This window comes from Gracilimonas tropica DSM 19535, assembly GCF_000375425.1.
Classification (GTDB): domain Bacteria; phylum Bacteroidota; class Rhodothermia; order Balneolales; family Balneolaceae; genus Gracilimonas; species Gracilimonas tropica.
This window is the reverse complement of sequence record NZ_AQXG01000004.1, coordinates 142,543-162,541: the sequence shown is the minus strand read 5'-3', so window position 1 is coordinate 162,541 and position 19,999 is coordinate 142,543. Positions and strand designations below refer to the sequence as shown.

Below are 19,999 nucleotides of genomic sequence, written 5' to 3'. Positions count from 1 at the left end.
TCACCTTTCGTCTATAAAATCTTTTTGAATACTTACTGTTGGCCAATACAAATATTTTCGAAACCAATTAGATGCCTCTTCGGCAACGCGTTCCAGAGTACCTGCCTCCTCAAATAAATGGGTAGCTCCCGGAATAACTTTAAGTTTTTTGGGAGAGGAGATCATATTGTAGGCGATCTCATTTAATTCCAGCACCACGTCATCATATTCACCGACAAGCAGTAATAGGGGACTTTTAAGCTGTTTTAGGAATTTTCTGGCTAAATCAGGCCGGCCGCCTCTTGAAACGACTGCCTGAATAAGATCATCACCTAAAATACTTGCGGCCTGAATGGCAGAAGCCGATCCGGTACTTGCACCAAAAAAACCAAAGTTCAAAAGCTGAAATTCAGGGTCTTTCCTGAGCCATTTGGTAACGGATATCAAACGTGAGCTTAGTAACTCAATATCAAACCGGCGCTCTTTTCTTTGATCTTCATCGGGCGTGAGCAAATCGAATAGCAAGGTTGAAAATCCCTGTTCGTTCAAATATTGAGCTACAAATTTATTCCTTGGGCTCAGTCTGCTGCTTCCACTGCCGTGAGAAAAGATGATAAGTCCCGCTGAATCGGTGGAGTGAGATAATTCACCTTGCAGGGTATTTTGTTCAATTGGGATATCTATTAGCTGATGGTTCATTTTACATGCAGGTCAAATAGTTCAGGTTTTAACCAATGCCTTCGACTTGTTTTGGATGATATTTTCAAGCCGCAGGAACTTCATAACGTCATCATCGGTAAGATTCTCAAAGTGATGATAGGCTTGGGAAACGGCGAAGAAATTTTGTGGAGTTTCCAGAACAATGACTTCATCCGCTTTTTCAAGGAGTTGTTCTGAAACTTCGACCGCAGCTACCGGAGCAGCAACCACAATCTTTCCCGCCCCTGCTTTTCGGCACAAGTCGATGGAGGCAAATACAGTGGCTCCCGTTGCAATACCATCATCAACCAAAATTACCGTTCGGTCTTTTATTTTAGGCAACGGAGCTCCATTTCGATACATTTTAGCCCTGCGTTCGATCTCCTTTTCCTCTTTTTTGATCACTTTCTCAATCAGCTCTTTGGAAAGCCGGGCTTTAGCTTTTGGGTTGAAGTAAAGGCTTTTATCTTCGGCAATGGCACCAAAAGCAGCTTCCGGCTGATCAGGATAACCCAATTTTCTGGTGATGATAACAGACCAGTCATAACCCAGTTCCTCCGCCAGAAAATACCCGACCTCTACGCCTCCCCTGGGTATGGCCAGTATAAGCGGATCTTCATTTTTGAAGGCTTCTAACTCGATTGCAAGCTCCCGGGCCGCTTCTTCTCTATTTTTGAACATAGTATTTCAGTCTGAACAAAGACTGCCTCTCTTGATTTCTGTTCGGGTTTATTATTCATCTTCGGCCAACCCTTTCTTTTTGGCGTAGATACTAAAGCGCGTATGCGGAACGGCTTCGAGCCTTGCCCGGGAAATAGGCCTTCCCGTTGCCTGGCAGATACCATACGTTCCGTTATCAATTCTTTCCAGGGCATCGTCAATTTGTTGGATATACTTTCGGGTGCGGTCCATCATTTGATAGTTAAATGAATCCCGTTCGGTGCCGCTGCCCAGTTCCTCCAGATCAGATACCGTCAGGTAGTCCGGGTCATTCTCACTGTCTCTGTTGTAAATATTATCGGAGGCTATGCGGATCTGCTCCTCGGCACTTTTCCGTTTCGCCAACAGTATATTTCTAAAGTGCTCGAGTGTTTTTTTGTCTAAGGGTGATTTTGAGACCTTTGTGTTTTCCATGACGTTGCCCACTGGTGAAGATTGAATAAATTCCATCTTTAGATAAGATCAAAAGTGGAATTATAAGGACAGCAGGACGGTATTTTTGATGTAGGATAAAACCCCGCAGCATAAAAAAGGCCCGAAGCGGTTAAGCTCCGGGCCACTCAATAATTAGAAAGTCACCATTTCCTTTCGCCGGTATGATCCGAATCAAGTTTTGGAGGTTTCCTCTCAGCTCGATGTGAGCACCCTCAATGGTCGGCTTTCGGGTTTGCTGATTATCATCAGCATCCCTTATCGATAACCGGAGCACACTGTTTGGAGAATCGGTCATGACCATTCCCATCAGTAACCGGCGGCTTCTTTTTCCGGTTGATCTCCGTTCTAATTAAAGAGCCGGAGACTGTGCCCTTTATCAACTATCAGTAGATCAAAGAATCTGGTAGAAATATAAACGAACATGACTCCGGGAAAAGCAGGGCAAAAGCAGAAGGCCTTGTAGGATTTTCACCGTTAAATTGTAAGGTGATTTTTCTGTTGTTAAGGAGTAAATAAGATCAAACAAAAAAGGCCCGAAGCGGTTAAGCTCCGGGCCAGTCAATATACCAGAAAGTCGGCCATTTCCTTTCGTCGGCATAGTCCGAATCAAGTTATAAAGGTTTGATCTCAGCTCATCACAAGCACCTCAATGGTCGGCTCTCAAAGTTGCTGATTATGCATCAGCAAAGATATTGAACCGGAGCATCACACCACAAAATGCTTATTACGGCTTTTAGTGCATGGAATCGGCGGGCATTTTTCCCGATTCATTACTTTCTGTCTAAGGAATAGTAATTGTGCTCTGTTTTTCGATTTCAGTCAGTGTGTCAAAGAATCTGGGTGCAACATACACCGTGTAAGAATGAACCGAAGCAGGAAAAAATAGGAGTGCATTGTAGGTTTTACGAACCGCAGTTTGTAATGAAATCAGCTACGGGATGAGTGGTCATTTTGCTCAATAATGTGGATGATGGCGGGTAAAAGCACCAGGGCAGCCAACAGCGATAAACCGATGCCAAACGTTGCTAATTCACCGATAGAACGAAGTCCGGGATGAATGGAAAAAAGCAAGCCGCTAAAACCAAGGATGGTAGTGAAAATACTAACGCTGATATGTTCACCGGTAGAATAAAGTACTTTGCGGATCGAGCCTTTGCCTTCCTCAAGGTATCGATGAACGATATGGATGCCGCTGTCATCTCCGATCCCCAGAATGGTCGGGAATACCACAAGATTATAGAAATTGATCTTCCAGCCGAATACTTCCATCAATCCAAAAAGCCACACAAAGCTGGCAACTAAAGGCAGTAAAGCCAGCAGAACCCATTTCACCTGGCGTAATATCAATAACTTAAAAATAACAATGAATGCAATCGTTAAAGCGACCATTAGCGGAGTCTCTTCCATTAAAAGTCGGAGCATATCTGAGGCGACGATAGATGTGGACCCGGCATAATAGGTCGTTCCGTCAGGCAGGGTAACAGAGCCCACATCATCGGCAAAATTCATGGAATTTCGGCCGTCAGAAAGGCTGAAAAGAGGACGTATGATCACCAGATTTCCGATAGTGCCGGTTGCGGAGGTAAAGGGGGCTTTCAGAAATTCGGGGACACTGTCGAGCGGAATCTCATTCCGGGTAGAAGCAGCCGTTCGAAGCCGAAGGATATCCTGATCTTTTGAATTGATTAGAAAAGGATCATCCAGCAGCGTTCGGATGTGGGTTATGCGAAGAAGTTTTGACCGTGCTTCTTCATCCGAAAAAGGATAGCGGTCCTGAAAAACCTCGACTTCTCTGATGGTAGGAGTCCGGTAATCCATTTCCATTCGCTTCCTCAAAATATCAGCTACTTCTGGGGCCTCTTCAGCATGGTCAACAATAATGTAAGCGGCATTGCGGTCGCTGCGTCCGCGAGATGCTTTTGAGGCGGTTCTGTATAGCTCATCATAGCGTTCGTAAGTGGGCTCCAGTTTCCCAAAGTCATATTCAAAGGAAATATGCGGGAGCTCAATCAAAGAAATGGCCGTAATTATCAATGCAGCCCCAAGAATTGAAAATGAAACAACCTTTTGGCGTTTTTGGCTTCCTTTTTCTTGGTGAGTTACGCTTGTCTCGGGACGGATGGGAATGTCGGTATGTAGGTTGAGCATAGGACTTCGCTCCAGGATCACCAGCAGGGCCGGTAAGAAAATAATGTAGGCAAATATGGCAAGTATCAACCCGATACCTGAAATTGCGCCGAACTCGCTGAAGCCTTTGAAATCAGCCAGCATCAGAATGAAAAAAGCAGCAGCGGTGGTAACTCCAACCGCAAAAATTGCCTGGCCGGTGGTCATAAACGTTGTTTCTATTGCTTCGGGTACCGACTCGCCTTTGCTGCGCTCTTCGGTATAGCGTGCAAAAAAGTGGATTCCGAAGTCAATCCCCATCCCAAATAGAAGCAATCCAAGCGTGGAGGTCATGATATTCAGGTGCCCATAGAAAAGGAAGGCAAGGCCAAAAGTCCAGCACAAGCTTACGAGCAATGGAAGCGCCATAATAATGGTGTGAGCCGGAACCTGAAGCAATTGTGAAAACAGCAGGGAAGGGTCAAAGCGATGACCGGCCCGAGCACGATAGCTTTTATAGAAAAAATAGGAGACAACGGCGATCATGAGCATTAAAACCCCGGCCCCAAACGAATTTTTGACATCATCGACAATGCTCTCAATTTCAATGAGGGTTCGGATCATTCGGCCGCCGGCCACCACTTTCATGTCGGGGTGAAATGAAGCAGGATCGAGTTGTTTTATGAGGGCATTTAGGTCATTGTAGGCATCTTCTATAAAACGGATCTCCGTTTGGGCATGACTTGGAAAAAACTTGACAACCAAGACCGTAGAGTCGGGAGAGATGTTGTACTCTGAGCCCACCAATTCCTCGTACTTGGTATTGAGTTCATCTCCCAGCGAATCAGTGTTTAAGCCTTCTTCTTCATCAAGCTCAAAATAAAAAGGGTTCGCTTTCTGTTTGGCATCTTCAATTTCTGCTTTCAGATAGTCTTCAAGGAGATCCAACTCCGATGAGGTTGCAAAATAAAGGGCGTTTCGCTTTAGAAATGAGATCTCTCGCCGATATTGTACTCGAGTAAAATAAGGAGCATTATATCGGGGACGTTCAAGCTGAAGGGCTTTTGGGATGAAAGCTTCTGCAAAATCTTTATTTGCTTTGAAGTAGGGACTTTCGATAGATACAGTAGCATCATGCTCGCCTCCAACCTGCTTTGTAAGCGTGTTCAAAGCCTGGACACTGTGGTAGGAATCAGGAATAAGGTTAGAAAGATCCGTATCAATGGTGAGCCGGCTTGCCAGCAAAAAACCTGCAATGGCCAATCCTACACAGGTCAAAAATACCGGGATCGGCTTTCTGATGACCCAATGGATGAAAGGACGAAGCAGGTTAAAGAGTTGATCGATCATGGTATCAGGCGCTTACCTCAGCTGAAGGCTGAGGAAGGGTCCGAATTCTCCAGATGTACAAGATCAGGCTTCCGAGCCCAAAGAAAATGAATATGGCGTGGAACAGCCATCCAAGAAACGGCAGGTTTACAATAATACCAACCAGTATCATACCGAGGAGTAATCCCCAGTAGTAAGAAACCTCTTTATCCTCTTTTTTCAGAAACCGGAGGGCGCCAACTCCCAAAACCAACGCCACCAACAGATACCCGGCCAATAAAAAAAATCCATATAACAGCAGAAGAATAAAGGAAAGGGGAAGGGTGATGATCAGTACTGCAAGAATAATTAAAATAATGGGGTATGCAATAAAAGAAAGTAATCCCATACCGGTATTTTTCCAGAACTGTTCAGTTGAAAACTTATAGAGATCTTTACTGGTGTTCTTAAAAACCGCGATTAGAATAAGCCCTGTTACCAACAAAGAAAGATAAATTCCACCTTTGAAAAGCAGCACTTCGGCAATATTCGGTTCTTCAATGTTGATGTATAAATTCTCCGGCAAATTACCCAGATTTTCATGGTACACAGGCCGGTCACTGTAGATATCGGTACCGAGCGGTGCTTCATAATTTGGTCCAAAATTGATCTTATAACTGTATAATTCTGTTTTTTTAAGTACAGAGCCGTTCAATTCCAGCTGATCACCGGCTATTTTGAGATTACCTTCTACAGTGCCGCCTTCGAATAAAACACGTTGTCCGGCAAGATTGGCATTCCCTCTGATTCGGGCATTTTCGGTAACCCGTACCGTTGCTCCCGCTGCAAATACATCTCCCATGACCTCTCCGTCTATGGTTACATTTTCACCGGCTGCCGCAAAGAGGTCGTGCACGGTGCCGCGCATATTGATCTCACTTGCGGCTACAATCGCATCATCCATGATTTCACCGGTTATAGTCAGTGATTCGGAAGCGGATACGATGTCGTTACCGACCCAGCCAAGTACTTCCACAATGTCTCCCGTGGTAAAAAGTTGACTTCGAATGGAATCCGTTTTTGTAATTCGTACAATTTCCCCACTGCGATAGGTACTTCCCTGTCCCCACAATTCACCGGCCAACAGGATGAGCGACAGGCCGGTTAAAATGATACTCTTCTTCATGTCAAGCTGAATTAGTTGTTTAAAAGGGCTTTAAAGCCTCACAATAATTAGAGGAAATAGTGCTGAAAAACTGTAAAGAGAGAGCTAATTAAACTGTAATAGTTTCCCCCTCAAACTTTGTTGAATCCTCCTGCCTTCCAAATAGGGCCTCAGTTTTGAAATTAGATAAACGCAAAAAAACCAACAGGAGGCGTTGAAATGGCTATCAAAAAAATAGAAAAGAAAGAGTGGCAGCCGTATTTCGATAACTTTTCAAAGAAATATTTGAAAGATAAAAAACCGGAATATGTTGAAATTCGAATTCTAAGCAAAGAGATAGGGGAACAGCCGGAAACAAAATGGATGCCTCTTAAAGGACTCAGCTACGACAGCAGGAGTGATACGTTTGAGGTACAGGTAGATGGATTGAACCGGGTCATCAATCATCCTCAGGAAATCTATGTGGATGAAGAAAAAAGCGGGTGGATCTTAAGTTTTGAAGTATTAGAAAAGGACGGTACCAAAAACATAATAGAAACCCGTTAACGGACTCATCATGGAGGCTGACTCCCCACTGTTATTCCAGCCTGAGTTACTCAAGAAGGATGCCAGGGAACTGTCCAGAAGGCATGAGATTTCCGGGAAAAAAAGGGAAATACACCCAGTTAAACCGATTCTTCTTCAGGATAAGGAAATACTTACAAGTGCTTATAGAATCCTTGCCCAATCAGCAAAGGAAAACCGGGATATATCGCCGGCGGCGGAATGGCTGATCGATAATTTTTACATCATTCAGGAGCAGATCGTACAGATAGAGACGGATTTCCCGATCGGTTTTCAGCGTAATATTCCGCATTTGCGATCGGGTGTGAATAAAGGGTTGCCCCGTGTCTATGACCTGGTTCACAATCTTACCATTCATACTGATAACATCATCAGCTTGGAAAACCTCACGTTGTATACTCAGCATTATCAGGAAGAAGTTACGCTTAGGTTGGGTGAGCTTTGGGCGATTCCCATTATGGTTCGGTTGGTGCTGGTTAATCAGCTGGCACGCAAGGCAACTTCCATCTTAAAACACCGGGAACTCAAGGAAAAAGTACATGACCTGGTTGTGAACCTTCAGTCTGCAGAAACCGGAGAACCGGGGTTATTGCTGCGGAGTATTATTGATTGGCTTAATGCAGAGGAAAATGGATTTGAAAACCGGCTTTTGTTAATAGAACTGGCTCATCAGCTTCAGCTGGAAGGGATGATGTCGGAGGAGTTAAAGCGGTGGTTCGAATATCGTCTGAGTTCTTTTGGAACTACCCTTGAAGAAGGATTGAGGGAAGACTTGCAACGGCAATCTAAAATTCAGGTGAGTATCCAAAATGCGGTGATCTCATTTCGGAATTCCACCGAGATAGAGTGGGAAGATTTTGTAGAAGACTGTTCCATCGTTGACCGAATCCTGAAGCTTGATCCCATGGGTATTTATACGCTTATGGATCATAAAACAAAGGACGATTACCGTCGCGTGGTAGAGCGGCTTAGCGGGAGGTCGGCTTTTACGGAGACTGAAGTAGCAGAAAAAGTACTGAAGTTGGCAGAGATAAACCGGGGTGATGCCGGTATGGAAACCGACAGGAAGCTATTCGACCCTTCTGTTTTAAAAACACACGTGGGTTACTTCCTGATCGGAAAAGGATACATCAAACTAAATAAGGAGTTGAAAACACACCGCTCTGCGGGTGAGCTGGTACGGAGTGCTTTTGAAAAACAGTCGTTCTTATATATCCTGTTTATTCTGGCAACTTCGGTTCTTCTTTTATTGATACTATGGCATCTGACCGGTTTAGCGGACAATCGGTTTTATATCAAATTGACGGTCATGCTGGTTGCCCTGTTCCCCTCTCTTGAATTAGCCATTTCGATTGTGAACCGGTTTTTTGCATTTACCCTGCCTCCCCGTGTACTTCCAAAAATGAGAATCAAAGAGGATATCCCGGATCAGGACCGTACGTTGGTGGTTGTGCCGGTAATCCTGAACAATGAAAAAGATGCGGAACGATACCTGGAGAAGCTGGAGATCACAGCACATGCTAATCCTGATCCAGGCTTACAGTTTGCTCTGCTTAGTGATTTTGCGGATGCCGAGAGAAAGATCATGCTTTCGGATGGGCCGGTTCTTCAAAAGGTAGAAGAGGGAGTAAGTCAACTGAATGAACAGTATTCCGGTAAATACGGAGATAAATTCTTTGTATTGCACCGGAAAAGAGAATGGAACGAGAAGGAAAGAAAGTGGATGGGATGGGAGCGAAAACGAGGCAAACTGGAACAGCTTAATCATCTGCTGTGTAATCCAAAAGAGCACGCTCCATTCAGCTATATATATGGAAATTTTTTTGAAAGTATAGCGCACAGCCCCATACGCTTTGTGCTCACTTTGGATGCAGATACCCGCACGCCTCCCGGGAGCATCAAAGAATTGGTGAAGATCGCTTCGCATCCATTAAACCGTGCCGTTCTTGACCCGGAAAAGAATATGATCACTGAAGGGTACGGCATCATTCAGCCCCGTATTTCTATCGCCCCTGATTCCGCTTACCGAACGAGTTTTACCCGGTATTTTTCCGGGAATGTTGGAATCGATATTTATACTACAGCCGTGTCGGATGTGTACCAGGACCTTTTTGGATATGGAGTTTTTACCGGGAAAGGTATCTACGATGTATGTGCATTTGATACCGTAATGCATAACCGGTTGCCTGAAAACCGTGTGCTATCGCACGATTTGCTCGAGAGTTCCTACATAAGAACGGCACTAAGCACCGATACTGAACTTTTTGACGATTACCCGGGAAATTACAACAGCTACTGCAAACGAAATCACCGTTGGGCTCGGGGGGACTGGCAAATAGCATCCTGGTTGTTACCTAAAGTTCCGGAACGGAAGCAAAGCACCGCCAACCCCATCGGCCTGCTTTCGCGATGGAAGATATTTGATAATCTCCGGCGCTCATTAAATCCATTATTTCTAATGATACTTTTTATAACCGGTTGGTTTTGGCTGCCTGGGTCTGCTTTTCTATGGACTTTGGTAGCCTTTGGTATCCTTGCTTTTCCTATTTATGTGAGCTTTTCAACAGATATCCTGAACCGTCCCACCCGGACCAAATGGAAATTATATGTTGAGAAAGTCCGGCTGAACCTGAAAGTAAACACCATTCAGGCCATATCAACATTAGCGATACTTCCTCACCAAATGATCCTAAACCTTGACGCCATATTTCGGGCTCTGTGGCGTGTTCATGTATCAGAAAAGAAACTGCTGGAATGGATCTCGGCATCCCAAACGGAACAAATGGCCTTAAATACATTGCTCTCCTATACACGATCAATGACTACCTCCATGGTTTTTGGACTTTCAGTGTTGATATTAGCTTTCTTTATCAACCCTCAGGATCTATGGGTGATCGCTCCATTTTCTTTGTTATGGATGAGCTCTCCTGTTTTTGCATGGTATTTGAGTCAACCTCAAAAGGATCGGTCTCCCGGGTTATCTGAAGACGCCCGAATGGAGCTCAGAAGTAGCGCCCGGCGTACCTGGTTCTATTTTGAACGGTTAGTAACAGAAGAGTATTCATGGCTGCCGCCTGACAATGATCAAAAAGATCCGGATCTGCCTCCCGTGGCACGTACTTCTCCCACAAATATTGGGCTCACGCTTGTTTCCACGGTTTCAGCATTTGAAATGGGCTATATCACCGCAAGGCAGCTGTTCTCAAGACTCGAGCGTACATTAGCATCGTTAGCAAGGCTTGAGCGGTATAAGGGACATTTCTTTAATTGGTATGATATTCGCCTGGGAGAAGTCTTGAATCCCAAATACATTTCTACGGTAGATTCGGGAAATCTTGCAGCCGGACTGATGGTGGTGGAACAGGCGGTAGAGCATATATGGCACAGAAAATCAGTCAATGATGCTTTTTGGGATGGATTATTAGATACGGTTCATACCGTTAATGCGGTTGTAGAAGAGTATCGGTTAGAATTTGAGGAACAGCCGGAAGTATATCAAACCATTGGCATCTGTATTCAGAATATGCTGGAAAAGCTTTCAAAAACAGAAGCCAAAGTACTCAATGTTCAGGAATCCATTCGAAAACTCAAATCACTTAAAGATTGCGCCAGTCATTTAAGTGCATCAAACCTGATGTTGATGAGAAATATTCTGGGAGATGAGATCGTCGATGATCTGCTATACTGGCTGGAATCACCATTACAGCAAATAGAGGCCTATCTTGAAGAATTAGAACTGTTAGAAGATGAAGAAGTGTTTTCAAGTTCTCTTGAAGATCGCTATAGAAGAACCGGAGATTCGATCGTGAGGAAGATGAAAGAGCAGGTGCAAACGATCAAAAAAACGTGCAGGCTGTTGGTTGATGAAATGGATTTCAGTTTCCTGTATATGGAAAAGCGGGGCCTCTTCAGCATTGGGTATAATGTAGACCGTGCACAGCTCGACAAAAGTTCGTACGATTTGTTGGCAAGTGAGGCAAGGATCGCTTCACTGATCGCCATTGCAAAAGGGGATGTTCCCTCCGAACACTGGTTTCGCCTGGGCCGAAGGTTAACAAGCCTTAACAGGAATGAATTTTTACTTTCGTGGGGTGGCACAGCTTTTGAGTATTTGATGCCGCTGCTCTTCATGCGCGCATATCCGCACACACTGTTAAGCCATACCTATAAATACATTGTTGAATGGCAGCGTTCGTATGCAAACCGCTTTAAACGGCCATGGGGATTTTCGGAAAGTGCATACAATGTGTTGAACATGGATCTGAATTATCAATACAGAGCTTTTGGAGCCCCCGGTCTTGGGTTAAAACGAGGACTGGCAGAGGAATTTGTGGTAGCCCCGTATGCTACGTTACTTTCGTTGATGGTTAATCCGGTTTTATCTTTTGAGAACATGAAAGAACTCAACAAATTAGGAGCTTTTGGCCTTTGGGGTTACTACGATGCAATTGATTTTACCCGTGAGCATCTGAGCGAAGAAGAAAGCTATAAAGTGGTGAAAATTTATATGGCCCATCATCACGGAATGAGCATGATCGCGCTTGTGAATGTGTTGAAGGACTGGCCTGTTCATGCCTATTTCCATTCCGACCCAAAGATAAGATCATGTGAATTATTATTACAGGAACGTATTCCACGCGGCATCCCGATCAAGGAACCACATCCAATAGATGTTGAACTGGAACCCGGTGAGCAATTCAGCCCAAAACATGTTATAGAAAATGCGACCGAAAACGACCTGATAAATGCCCCTCCCAGAATACATCTACTATCGAACGGTAAGTTGCATGCCTATGAAGGACACGCCGGTACGGGGCGTTTAAAATATAATAATACCATTTTAACGGGATGGAAACCCGATGCTACTGAAGACCCATTGGGTACTTTTGTGTATATCAAAGATTTGGAAACCGGTGTTTTCTGGTCTTCCCATCATCAACCGGTGCAACGTAAACCTGATCGTTACGATTCTTGGTTTCATCACAGTAAAATACAAACGTCACGCGTAGATCAATGGGTCGAGACAACCACTGAAATCACGATCTCGCCCGATCATCCTATTGAGCTGAGGAAGATCACCTTAACAAACTACTCTGACCGGCCGCGAAAGCTTGAGCTTACCAGTTACGGTGAAATTGTTTTGAATACATGGGAGGCTTACACCGCTCATCCTGCATTTTCCAAGTTATTTGTGCAAACAGATTACCTGGCAGAGAATCATTCTATTATAGCGTGGCGGCGGCCAAGAAGCAGCGATGAACAACCCGATTTCCTGGTTCACACACTGGCAGCTCATGATCTTGATCACCTTACGGAACCTCTTCAGTTTGAAACGGAACGTGCTAAATTTATAGGGCGGGGGCGATCACTTAAAAATCCCCTGGCAATGGAAGAGGGCAATCGCTTAAGCGGTTCATTGGGGAATGTTTCGGATCCTGTTTTTAGCATTCGGAGAGTGGTACATCTTGGCCCGGGAGAAAAAAAAGAGGTTACTTTTGGGACCGGATGGGCGCGTTCCAGGGAAGAGGCTGCCAAGATCACTGATCTTTTTGATAATCCTTATGCGGTAAACCGTGCATTCGACCTTTCGGTGATCTACAACAATGTGGAATTGGAACATTTGGGCATCAGCAGCGGACAGTTTCATTTATTCCAAAAAATGGCCGGCTATGTTATCTATAATGACGGAAAGCTTCGGGCTGAGCCGGAAATAATAAGCCAAAACAGGAAGTTTCAGTCAAATTTGTGGGGATATGGAATATCTGGAGATTTACCACTTATCGTATTCAGAGTAAGCAATACCGATCAACTGAAATATGTAAACAGGATGTTGAATGGGCATTTACTCTGGAAAAACCGGGGTTTATACACCGATCTGTTGATATTGAATGACCACCCGCCCAGCTACGCAGATGAAGTTGAAGAAGGCATAAAGAAAGCGATTGAACACCATCAAAGCCGGCAAAAAAATCATGATACAGGAAAGGTGTTTCTGCATCGTACAGAAAGACTGCCCGAAGAAGATCTGAATCTTATGCTGACCTATGCATCTGTTATACTCAACGGAGAATTTCCGAATATAGATGAATTGTCGGGTCGGCAAAGAAGTGAAGTTATGGCAAGTGGACATCCGGTGTTTTCAAAAGTAAAAGATGCGGAAATTCGTAAAGTCCGGGATCAGGAAGAAGCTGAATCACTTTCATTTTTTAACGGATATGGTGGATTTACCGAACAGGGAAAAGCCTACAAGCTGCTTATCAACAGGGATAAAAATGGGGAGTTACGTTTGCCTCCTGCTCCCTGGATAAATGTGATCTCTAATCCTGATTTTGGATTTTTAGCCACCGAAAGCGGCGGAGGTTATACCTGGAGTGAAAACAGCCGGGAAAACAAATTGACCTCATGGGCAAACGATCCGGTTTTAGACCCATCTTCTGAGGCTTTCTATATCCGTGATTTCAAATCAAAGCGGTATTGGTCGTTGACGCCTCAGCCCGCTCCGGGTGCTGAGGGATACGAAGTAATCCACGGGTTTGGATATTCAACATATAAACACACCTCTTTTGGGATCAGATCAGAACTCACCCAATTTGTTGATCTAACGGATCCGGTTAAGATCTCGAGGATCAGGGTTCAAAATATCGGATCAACCCGAAAGATCATATCGGTGGTTAATTACAACGAATGGGTACTTGGTATTCAGCGGGATAGATCATCACGATTTGTACTGCAAGAATTCGATGATGCCCAAAATGCTCTGTTCGCACAAAATTGGTACAACAATGAGTTTGCTCCAAGGACGGCCTTTGCTTCCGTACGTACCGGTGAAGGTTTGGGAGCTGAATTCTCTTTTGCAACAGACCGGCAGTGGTTTATAGGGCGAAATAACGGTTTGGAGGCTCCGGAAGGGATCTCAACGCACTCGGTACTTAACAACGAAGTCGTTACCGGAGGTGATCCTTGTGCGGCTTTTCAAACAAATGTTTGGCTGGAACCGGGTGAGGAAAAAGAGGTGGTTGTAATTTTAGGAGAAGCAGAATCAAAAGCGGGTGCAATTCATTTCATTGATAAGTATTCCAAAACTGAAGAGACAAGTTCATCTTTTGAGAAAGTAACCTCCCATTGGGATCAAACGCTTTCGGCTATTCAAGTAGAAACTCCCGATGATTCACTCAATACGATCATGAATGGCTGGCTGATGTATCAAACCATAGCTTGCCGGATGTGGGCTCGCACAGGATATTATCAGGCCGGCGGCGCGTTTGGTTTTAGAGATCAGCTTCAGGATTCCATGGCCGCACTCTTTGCAGATCCCGAACTGGCAAGAAAGCAAATACTGCTGCATGCTTCCCGGCAGTTTCCCGAGGGGGATGTGTTGCATTGGTGGCATCCGCCAACAGCACGGGGAATCCGTTCACGTATTACAGATGACCGGTTATGGCTGCCGTATGTAACCTATCATTACATTCGGATTACAGGCAAAGCCGACATACTCGAGGAAATGGTGCCATTTATAACGGCAAGGCAACTTGAGCAAAGTGAGCATGAAGTGTATCTGCAGCCGCATATCAGTTCTGAAAAAGCGAATTTATATGAACATTGTTTACGTGCCGTTAGAGTTTCACTGAAATTTGGTCCGCATGGATTGCCGCTTATGGGTGGAGGAGACTGGAATGACGGGATGAACCGGGTGGGGCACCAGGGGCAGGGTGAAAGCGTGTGGCTTGGTTTCTTCCTCTATCAAATATTAACCCAGTTTGTGGGTATCGCTGAAAGCAGAAATGATCATGAAACCGCGAATGAGTTCAAACTTCAAGCTGAAGAATTATATCAGAAATTAAACAAAGAGGGATGGGATGGAGAGTGGTATCTTCGGGCATTCTATGATGACGGTACTCCATTGGGTTCATCAAAAAATGCTGAATGCCGGATTGATGCGATATCTCAATCGTGGGCGATTTTATCCGGAGTTGCATCCCGTGAGAGAGCTGAGAAAGCACTCATTTCACTCGAAAAATATTTAATATCAGAACAAGACGGGATCATCAGGCTGTTGGATCCTCCATTCGACAAGACGGAAAAAGATCCTGGATATATCAAAGGGTATGTACCGGGAGTACGTGAAAACGGAGGGCAATACACGCATGCTGCAGTTTGGGTCATCAAGGCTTTTGCTGAGCAAGGGCATGGTGAAAAGGCCGTTCGATATCTGCATATGATCAATCCGGTCAATCATGGCAGAGATCACGATTCCATTTCCAGATATAAGACTGAACCGTATGCTGTAGCGGCCGATGTGTATGGAGAACCTCCATTTGTAGGGCAGGGAGGCTGGACCTGGTATACCGGTTCGGCCGGATGGATGTATCAGGTTATTCTTGAATCTGTTTTGGGACTAAAATTAGTTGGGGATGAACTCTGGGTGAAACCCTCAATCAGTGCAAGTTGGAGCTCATACCGTGTGAAATGGCGCTTACCGGATGGTAAAACCACGTATGAAATAGAAGTAGAGAATAGAGATGGGGTTGAAGGTGGTTTTTTAGAAATTGAGGCAGACGGAGCACTGTATGAAGGGCAAAAAGCTCAGGCCAAAGTGAAGCTGAAGTTCGACGGTGGCACACATACCATCAAAATGCATTTATTGAAGGCAGAGTCGGTTGAAGAGAACAAAGGATGATTGACCATCAAAAACGTTCGTAATGAAAAATCTTACAGAGGTGTACTAATATTCCGTACATAATTTAAGCCGTTAGCTGACTATGATTTAGAATAAAAAGAGAGCAAAAATTCTGGCTTGAGCCTGAAAGATGTAATGTTATGGATACAGTAAAAGTCTTGGTTATTGATAACGATATTATTGGAAGACGCCTTTTTTACAATGCCCTTCAAAGGATCAAAGAGGTTGAGGTTCGGGTTTTATGTGACAGTGAAGACCCTCACGCAATTCTGAATAACGAGGAGTTCGATATAGTCTTATTGGGAGCAGAATCAGGCCGAAAACCGGTAAATCTTGACCTTAAGACTGTTAAACAAACATATCCGGCATTGTGGGTAATTTCTACGGATGAACGAACCAAGAAAGGAGCAATATCCATCATTAATGCCATTGAACAAGGTGCCGTTGATTTTATCACAAAGCCGGCAAAACACAACTCTTTACTGCTTGCCAATAATCATTTTGAAAAACGCTTAAAGCCTATTATCGAAAATGTGAGACGGATGAAGTTCAGTGGAAGTGCAGGCCGTTCCAGTATAAGGCCAAACATAAAACTTAGCCGCCAGCGGGCAAGAATGGTGGTAATAGGCAGCAGCTCAGAAGGCATAAGAACACTGGCAACGATATTCAAAAAACTGCCCGGAAATCTAGCAGCCCCTATTTTGGTAGTCCAACACTTCCCGAAGATCTTTACTCGGGTATTGGCAGAACGATTTAATGAGATGTCTGAACTCCGAATAACCGAAGCATATGATGGCGCTCAGTTAGAATCGGGTACCGCTTGGATAGTTCCGGGAGGAATGCATGCAGAAGTGGTACGGGAAGATGCCGGATATTCTGTGAGATTGCATCGCGGCCCCAGGGAAAACGAAATGAGACCCTCCATTGATGTCACCTTTCGGTCTGTTGCACGTCTGTTCAGAGAGCATGCGTTAGGCGTTATTTTGGATGGTTATGGCTTGGATGGATTTGCTGGGGTTCAATCGATCAAGGAATTTGGCGGACAAATATTACTTCAAGTACCTGATCATCTGTTTACAAAGCAGTTAGCTGAAAAGATTTTTGAAGCCGGATTAGCAGATCAGGTATGCACAAAAGAATATTTAAGTTGGGAGATCATGAAAAGAACACGACTTAGCCATCCCAAGGAAAAAGATTTTTCTGCTACGGGCAGCCATACGGCCTTTTTAGAAGACAATACAACCATATTAAGCCCTAAATAACGGATCGGGTTGTTTCCGCAAAAGGGGTAACAATTCACATGACATCATCAGACTTGACAGTATCTGTACACCCCGGAGATGAGAACATATGGGCTCTTTCAACAGAAAAAGCGCTTGAGCTATTTGATGTTGAATGGGAAAAGGGGCTGAATGAAAATGAAGTTCGGCGAAGGCTGCAAAAGTATGGGCCAAATCAGCTAAAAAAACATGAAACACGAAGTATTTGGGCGATCTTAGCGGCTCAGTTCAAAAGCATTATCATTGGATTATTGGTTACAGCGGCAGGACTTGCCTTTATTTATGGCGAGTGGATAGAAGGATGGGCTATCGTGGTTGTCATCCTTATAAATACTCTCATAGGATTTGGCACTGAAGTGAAAGCCATCCGTTCAATGGAAGCTCTTCACAAGCTGGGAACCGTTAGCACAAGAGTGCGAAGGAATGGGAGGATCTTAGAAATTGATGCTGCTGAATTGGTTCCCGGGGATATCGTGATTATAGAAGGAGGAGATGTGATCACGGCCGATATACGGATCATATCAAGTTCAAAACTCCAGGCGGATGAGTCAACTTTGACCGGAGAAAGCTTGCCCGTCAGTAAATCGCCTGAGGCTATTTCGGAGAATACCGTTTTGGCCGAACGGAAATGTATGCTTTATAAAGGCACAGCTATAACAAGAGGGGCTGCAGAAGGCGTAGTTTCCTTTACGGGACTGAATACCGAACTGGGAAAAATATCGTCTTTAGTAGAAGCCACAGAAGATGAGAAAACGCCCCTGGAAGAACGTCTCGATAAACTGGGTTTTAAGCTCATTATTGTCACATTGGGAATTGTCGCTGTGATCGTTATTTCCGGAATATTCTCCGGCCGTTCTTTATTTCTGATGATCGAAACCGGGATAGCTTTGGCTGTGGCTGCAATTCCTGAAGGGCTTCCCATAGTGGCAACCATATCCCTGGCGCGGGGACTCAGAGCGTTGGCCGGGAAAAATGCATTGGTTAACCGGTTGTCTTCTGTAGAGACGCTGGGGGCGACCGATATCATTTGTACTGATAAAACAGGAACGCTCACAGAAAATAAAATGACCGTTGAAGGGATTTACTTATTCAGCCGAACCATATCCCTCAAGGAGAATGAATTTATTGAAAGCGGTACTGTGATAGATCCACTTAAAGATCAGGACCTTAAAAGAGCAATTAGTATTGGCGTGATCTGCAACAATGCTGCGTTATTTGAAAAGCAGGAAGGAGGCTCGGGAGATCCCCTGGAAGTTGCACTATTAGAAGCCGGGAGTAAAGCAGGCCTTACATTTGAAAGACTATCAAAAGAACATCCCGAAAGAAAGGAAGCTGCCTTTGATCCTGAAATAAAAATGATGGCCACCTGGAACGAGTGGGATCATCAAAAATATCAGGTAAATGTAAAAGGAGCTCCGGGAGAAGTACTTAACGTTTCCACAAGTTATCTTGAAAACGGAGAAGTCAAGCAGCTGAATCATAAAAGCAAGAACAAGATACTGGACTTGAATACTCGTCTTGCATCCCACGGTTTTAGAATGATTGCCTTAGCCTGCAAGCTCGTCGATACCATGGAGGAAGATCCGTATAAAGGGCTTTGCTTTGTAGCACTTTTTACCCTGCTTGATCCTCCCAGAAATGATATAAGGTCAGCAGTTGAGGACTGTACAAAAGCGGGAATCCGGGTGGTAATGATGACAGGAGATCAGATAGAAACGGCTAAATATATAGCAGGAGAAGTAGGTTTGGGCGGTAATGGGGATAAGCACGTGATTCACAGTATCGATCTCGAATCAAAGTCTGATAAGGAACGGCTTGAAGCAGATATTTTTGCCCGTATAAGTCCAAGACAAAAACTGGACCTTATCTCTCTGTATCAAAGAACCGGGCATATAGTGGCTATGACGGGAGATGGAGTAAATGATGCCCCGGCGCTTAAAAAAGCTGACATTGGAATAGCAATGGGCAAAAGGGGGACACAGGTAGCAAGGGAAGCTGCTGACATCGTACTAACAGACGACCGTTTTTCAACGATGGTTGTTGCTGTTAAACAAGGCAGGATCATTTTTTCCAACATTAGAAAGTTTGTTCTCTACCTGATATCATGCAATGTAAGCGAGATCCTGGTGGTTGGAATTGCCTCTTTTATAGGAATGCCTTTACCTATTCTTCCTCTGCAGATATTATTTCTTAATTTAGTAACGGATGTATTTCCGGCACTTGCTTTGGGTATGGGAGAAGGAAAGCCGGAAATAATGAAAGAGAAGCCAAGGCCGGCACAAGAAGCCATTCTAACCCGTAGCCATTGGATTTCTATTATTGGATATGGCCTGTTGATCACAGCATCAGTTTTAGGAGCCTTTTTCTGGGGCGTTCACATGGTTGGCTTTAATGCTTCGGAGGCAGTCACCCTTAGTTTTCTGACCCTTGCCATGGCTCAGCTTTGGCATGTATTCAACATGAGAGGTACCCATAGTAAACTGATAGTAAATGAGATCACTTCCAATAAATGGATCTGGTTTGCTCTTCTGATTTGTTTTGGATTGATTGGGATGGCCATCTACGTTCCACCACTGGCAAATGTTTTGAAACTGATCCAGCCAACGCTCTCCGAGTGGAAGGTTGTTTTTGTGATGAGCCTGATGCCATTGATCATAGGGCAGCTAACTCTGTTATTTATTGATCTATTCAAAATTAAGACAAATAAAAAAGCCCTACACATCAAAGATATATAGGGCTTTGGGTACCGCGTACGGGATTTGAACCCGTGCTACCGCCGTGAAAGGGCGGCGTCCTGGACCCCTAGACGAACGCGGCTTAAAAAACTGTTCAATAAAAAAACCGTGGATGTTTTAAATATCCACAGCTTTGTAAAAAGGGAGCCCGATGGGATTTGAACCCACGGCCTCCAGGGCCACAACCTGGCGCTCTAACCAACTGAGCTACGAGCTCCATTTTAGAAGTACCGCGTACGGGATTTGAACCCGTGCTACCGCCGTGAAAGGGCGGCGTCCTGGACCCCTAGACGAACGCGGCATTTTAAATCGAAATCAATATGTCAAAAAG

General features: G+C 44.5%; 9 protein-coding genes, 3 tRNA genes and 2 riboswitches. Of the genes, 4 read left to right on the top strand and 8 right to left on the bottom strand.

Going from position 1 to position 19,999, the window contains the following annotated elements:
- The 5 genes from B151_RS18330 to B151_RS0108930 all read right to left on the bottom strand — a co-directional run bounded on the left by B151_RS18330 (position 1) and on the right by B151_RS0108930 (position 6,433).
- Complete coding sequence (locus B151_RS18330; protein ID WP_020403284.1) at positions 1-678, bottom strand: dienelactone hydrolase family protein; 678 nt, start codon at positions 676-678, stop codon at positions 1-3.
- 21 nt (positions 679-699) lie between these two features.
- Complete coding sequence (locus B151_RS0108950; RefSeq protein ID WP_020403283.1) at positions 700-1,359, bottom strand: phosphoribosyltransferase; 660 nt, start codon at positions 1,357-1,359, stop codon at positions 700-702.
- 51 nt (positions 1,360-1,410) lie between these two features.
- Positions 1,411-1,812 (bottom strand): TraR/DksA family transcriptional regulator, encoded by a 402-nt coding sequence (locus tag B151_RS0108945; RefSeq protein WP_040516826.1) that lies wholly within the window; start codon positions 1,810-1,812, stop codon positions 1,411-1,413.
- 152 nt (positions 1,813-1,964) lie between these two features.
- Positions 1,965-2,057: riboswitch (TPP riboswitch) on the bottom strand.
- Positions 2,058-2,399: 342 nt separating this feature from the next.
- Positions 2,400-2,491, bottom strand: a riboswitch (TPP riboswitch).
- A 269-nt stretch (positions 2,492-2,760) separates the two neighbouring features.
- Positions 2,761-5,289 (bottom strand): efflux RND transporter permease subunit, encoded by a 2,529-nt coding sequence (locus B151_RS0108935; protein ID WP_020403279.1) that lies wholly within the window; start codon positions 5,287-5,289, stop codon positions 2,761-2,763.
- Positions 5,290-5,293: 4 nt separating this feature from the next.
- On the bottom strand, positions 5,294-6,433 hold the full coding sequence (locus B151_RS0108930) for a bactofilin family protein (protein ID WP_020403278.1): 1,140 nt from the start codon (positions 6,431-6,433) through the stop codon (positions 5,294-5,296).
- A 198-nt stretch (positions 6,434-6,631) separates the two neighbouring features.
- On the opposite strand from B151_RS0108930, the gene B151_RS0108925 reads away from it, so the two are divergent.
- From B151_RS0108925 to B151_RS0108910, 4 genes are all read left to right on the top strand, one after another.
- A complete protein-coding gene (locus B151_RS0108925; RefSeq protein ID WP_020403277.1) occupies positions 6,632-6,958 on the top strand; it encodes a DUF5335 family protein in 327 nt (108 codons plus the stop codon).
- A gap of 10 nt (positions 6,959-6,968) precedes the next feature.
- The gene (locus B151_RS0108920; RefSeq protein ID WP_020403276.1) at positions 6,969-15,653 is read left to right on the top strand and encodes a glycoside hydrolase family 94 protein; all 8,685 of its coding nucleotides are present in this window, start codon (positions 6,969-6,971) and stop codon (positions 15,651-15,653) included.
- A 140-nt stretch (positions 15,654-15,793) separates the two neighbouring features.
- Entirely contained in the window at positions 15,794-16,915 is a 1,122-nt protein-coding gene (locus B151_RS0108915) for a chemotaxis protein CheB (RefSeq protein ID WP_020403275.1), read from the top strand.
- A 38-nt stretch (positions 16,916-16,953) separates the two neighbouring features.
- Positions 16,954-19,668 (top strand): cation-translocating P-type ATPase, encoded by a 2,715-nt coding sequence (locus tag B151_RS0108910; RefSeq protein ID WP_020403274.1) that lies wholly within the window; start codon positions 16,954-16,956, stop codon positions 19,666-19,668.
- A gap of 9 nt (positions 19,669-19,677) precedes the next feature.
- Here B151_RS0108910 and B151_RS0108900 read toward each other — a convergent pair.
- The 3 genes from B151_RS0108900 to B151_RS0108890 form a co-directional block, all read right to left on the bottom strand.
- Positions 19,678-19,750, bottom strand: a tRNA-Glu gene (locus B151_RS0108900).
- Between the two features lie 61 nt (positions 19,751-19,811).
- Positions 19,812-19,885, bottom strand: a tRNA-His gene (locus B151_RS0108895).
- Positions 19,886-19,896: 11 nt separating this feature from the next.
- Positions 19,897-19,969, bottom strand: a tRNA-Glu gene (locus B151_RS0108890).
- Positions 19,970-19,999 lie beyond the last annotated feature (30 nt).

Excerpts from the sequence above, each read along its gene's own strand:
- B151_RS0108950 (WP_020403283.1), bottom strand. The coding sequence starts at position 1,359 with ATGTTCAAAAATAGAGAAGAAGCGGCCCGGGAGCTTGCAATCGAGTTA.
- B151_RS0108930 (WP_020403278.1), bottom strand. The coding sequence starts at position 6,433 with ATGAAGAAGAGTATCATTTTAACCGGCCTGTCGCTCATCCTGTTGGCC.
- B151_RS0108945 (WP_040516826.1), bottom strand. The coding sequence starts at position 1,812 with ATGGAAAACACAAAGGTCTCAAAATCACCCTTAGACAAAAAAACACTC.
- B151_RS0108915 (WP_020403275.1), top strand. The coding sequence starts at position 15,794 with ATGGATACAGTAAAAGTCTTGGTTATTGATAACGATATTATTGGAAGA.
- B151_RS0108925 (WP_020403277.1), top strand. The coding sequence starts at position 6,632 with ATGGCTATCAAAAAAATAGAAAAGAAAGAGTGGCAGCCGTATTTCGAT.
- B151_RS0108920 (WP_020403276.1), top strand. The coding sequence starts at position 6,969 with ATGGAGGCTGACTCCCCACTGTTATTCCAGCCTGAGTTACTCAAGAAG.
- B151_RS0108935 (WP_020403279.1), bottom strand. The coding sequence starts at position 5,289 with ATGATCGATCAACTCTTTAACCTGCTTCGTCCTTTCATCCATTGGGTC.
- B151_RS0108910 (WP_020403274.1), top strand. The coding sequence starts at position 16,954 with ATGACATCATCAGACTTGACAGTATCTGTACACCCCGGAGATGAGAAC.
- B151_RS18330 (WP_020403284.1), bottom strand. The coding sequence starts at position 678 with ATGAACCATCAGCTAATAGATATCCCAATTGAACAAAATACCCTGCAA.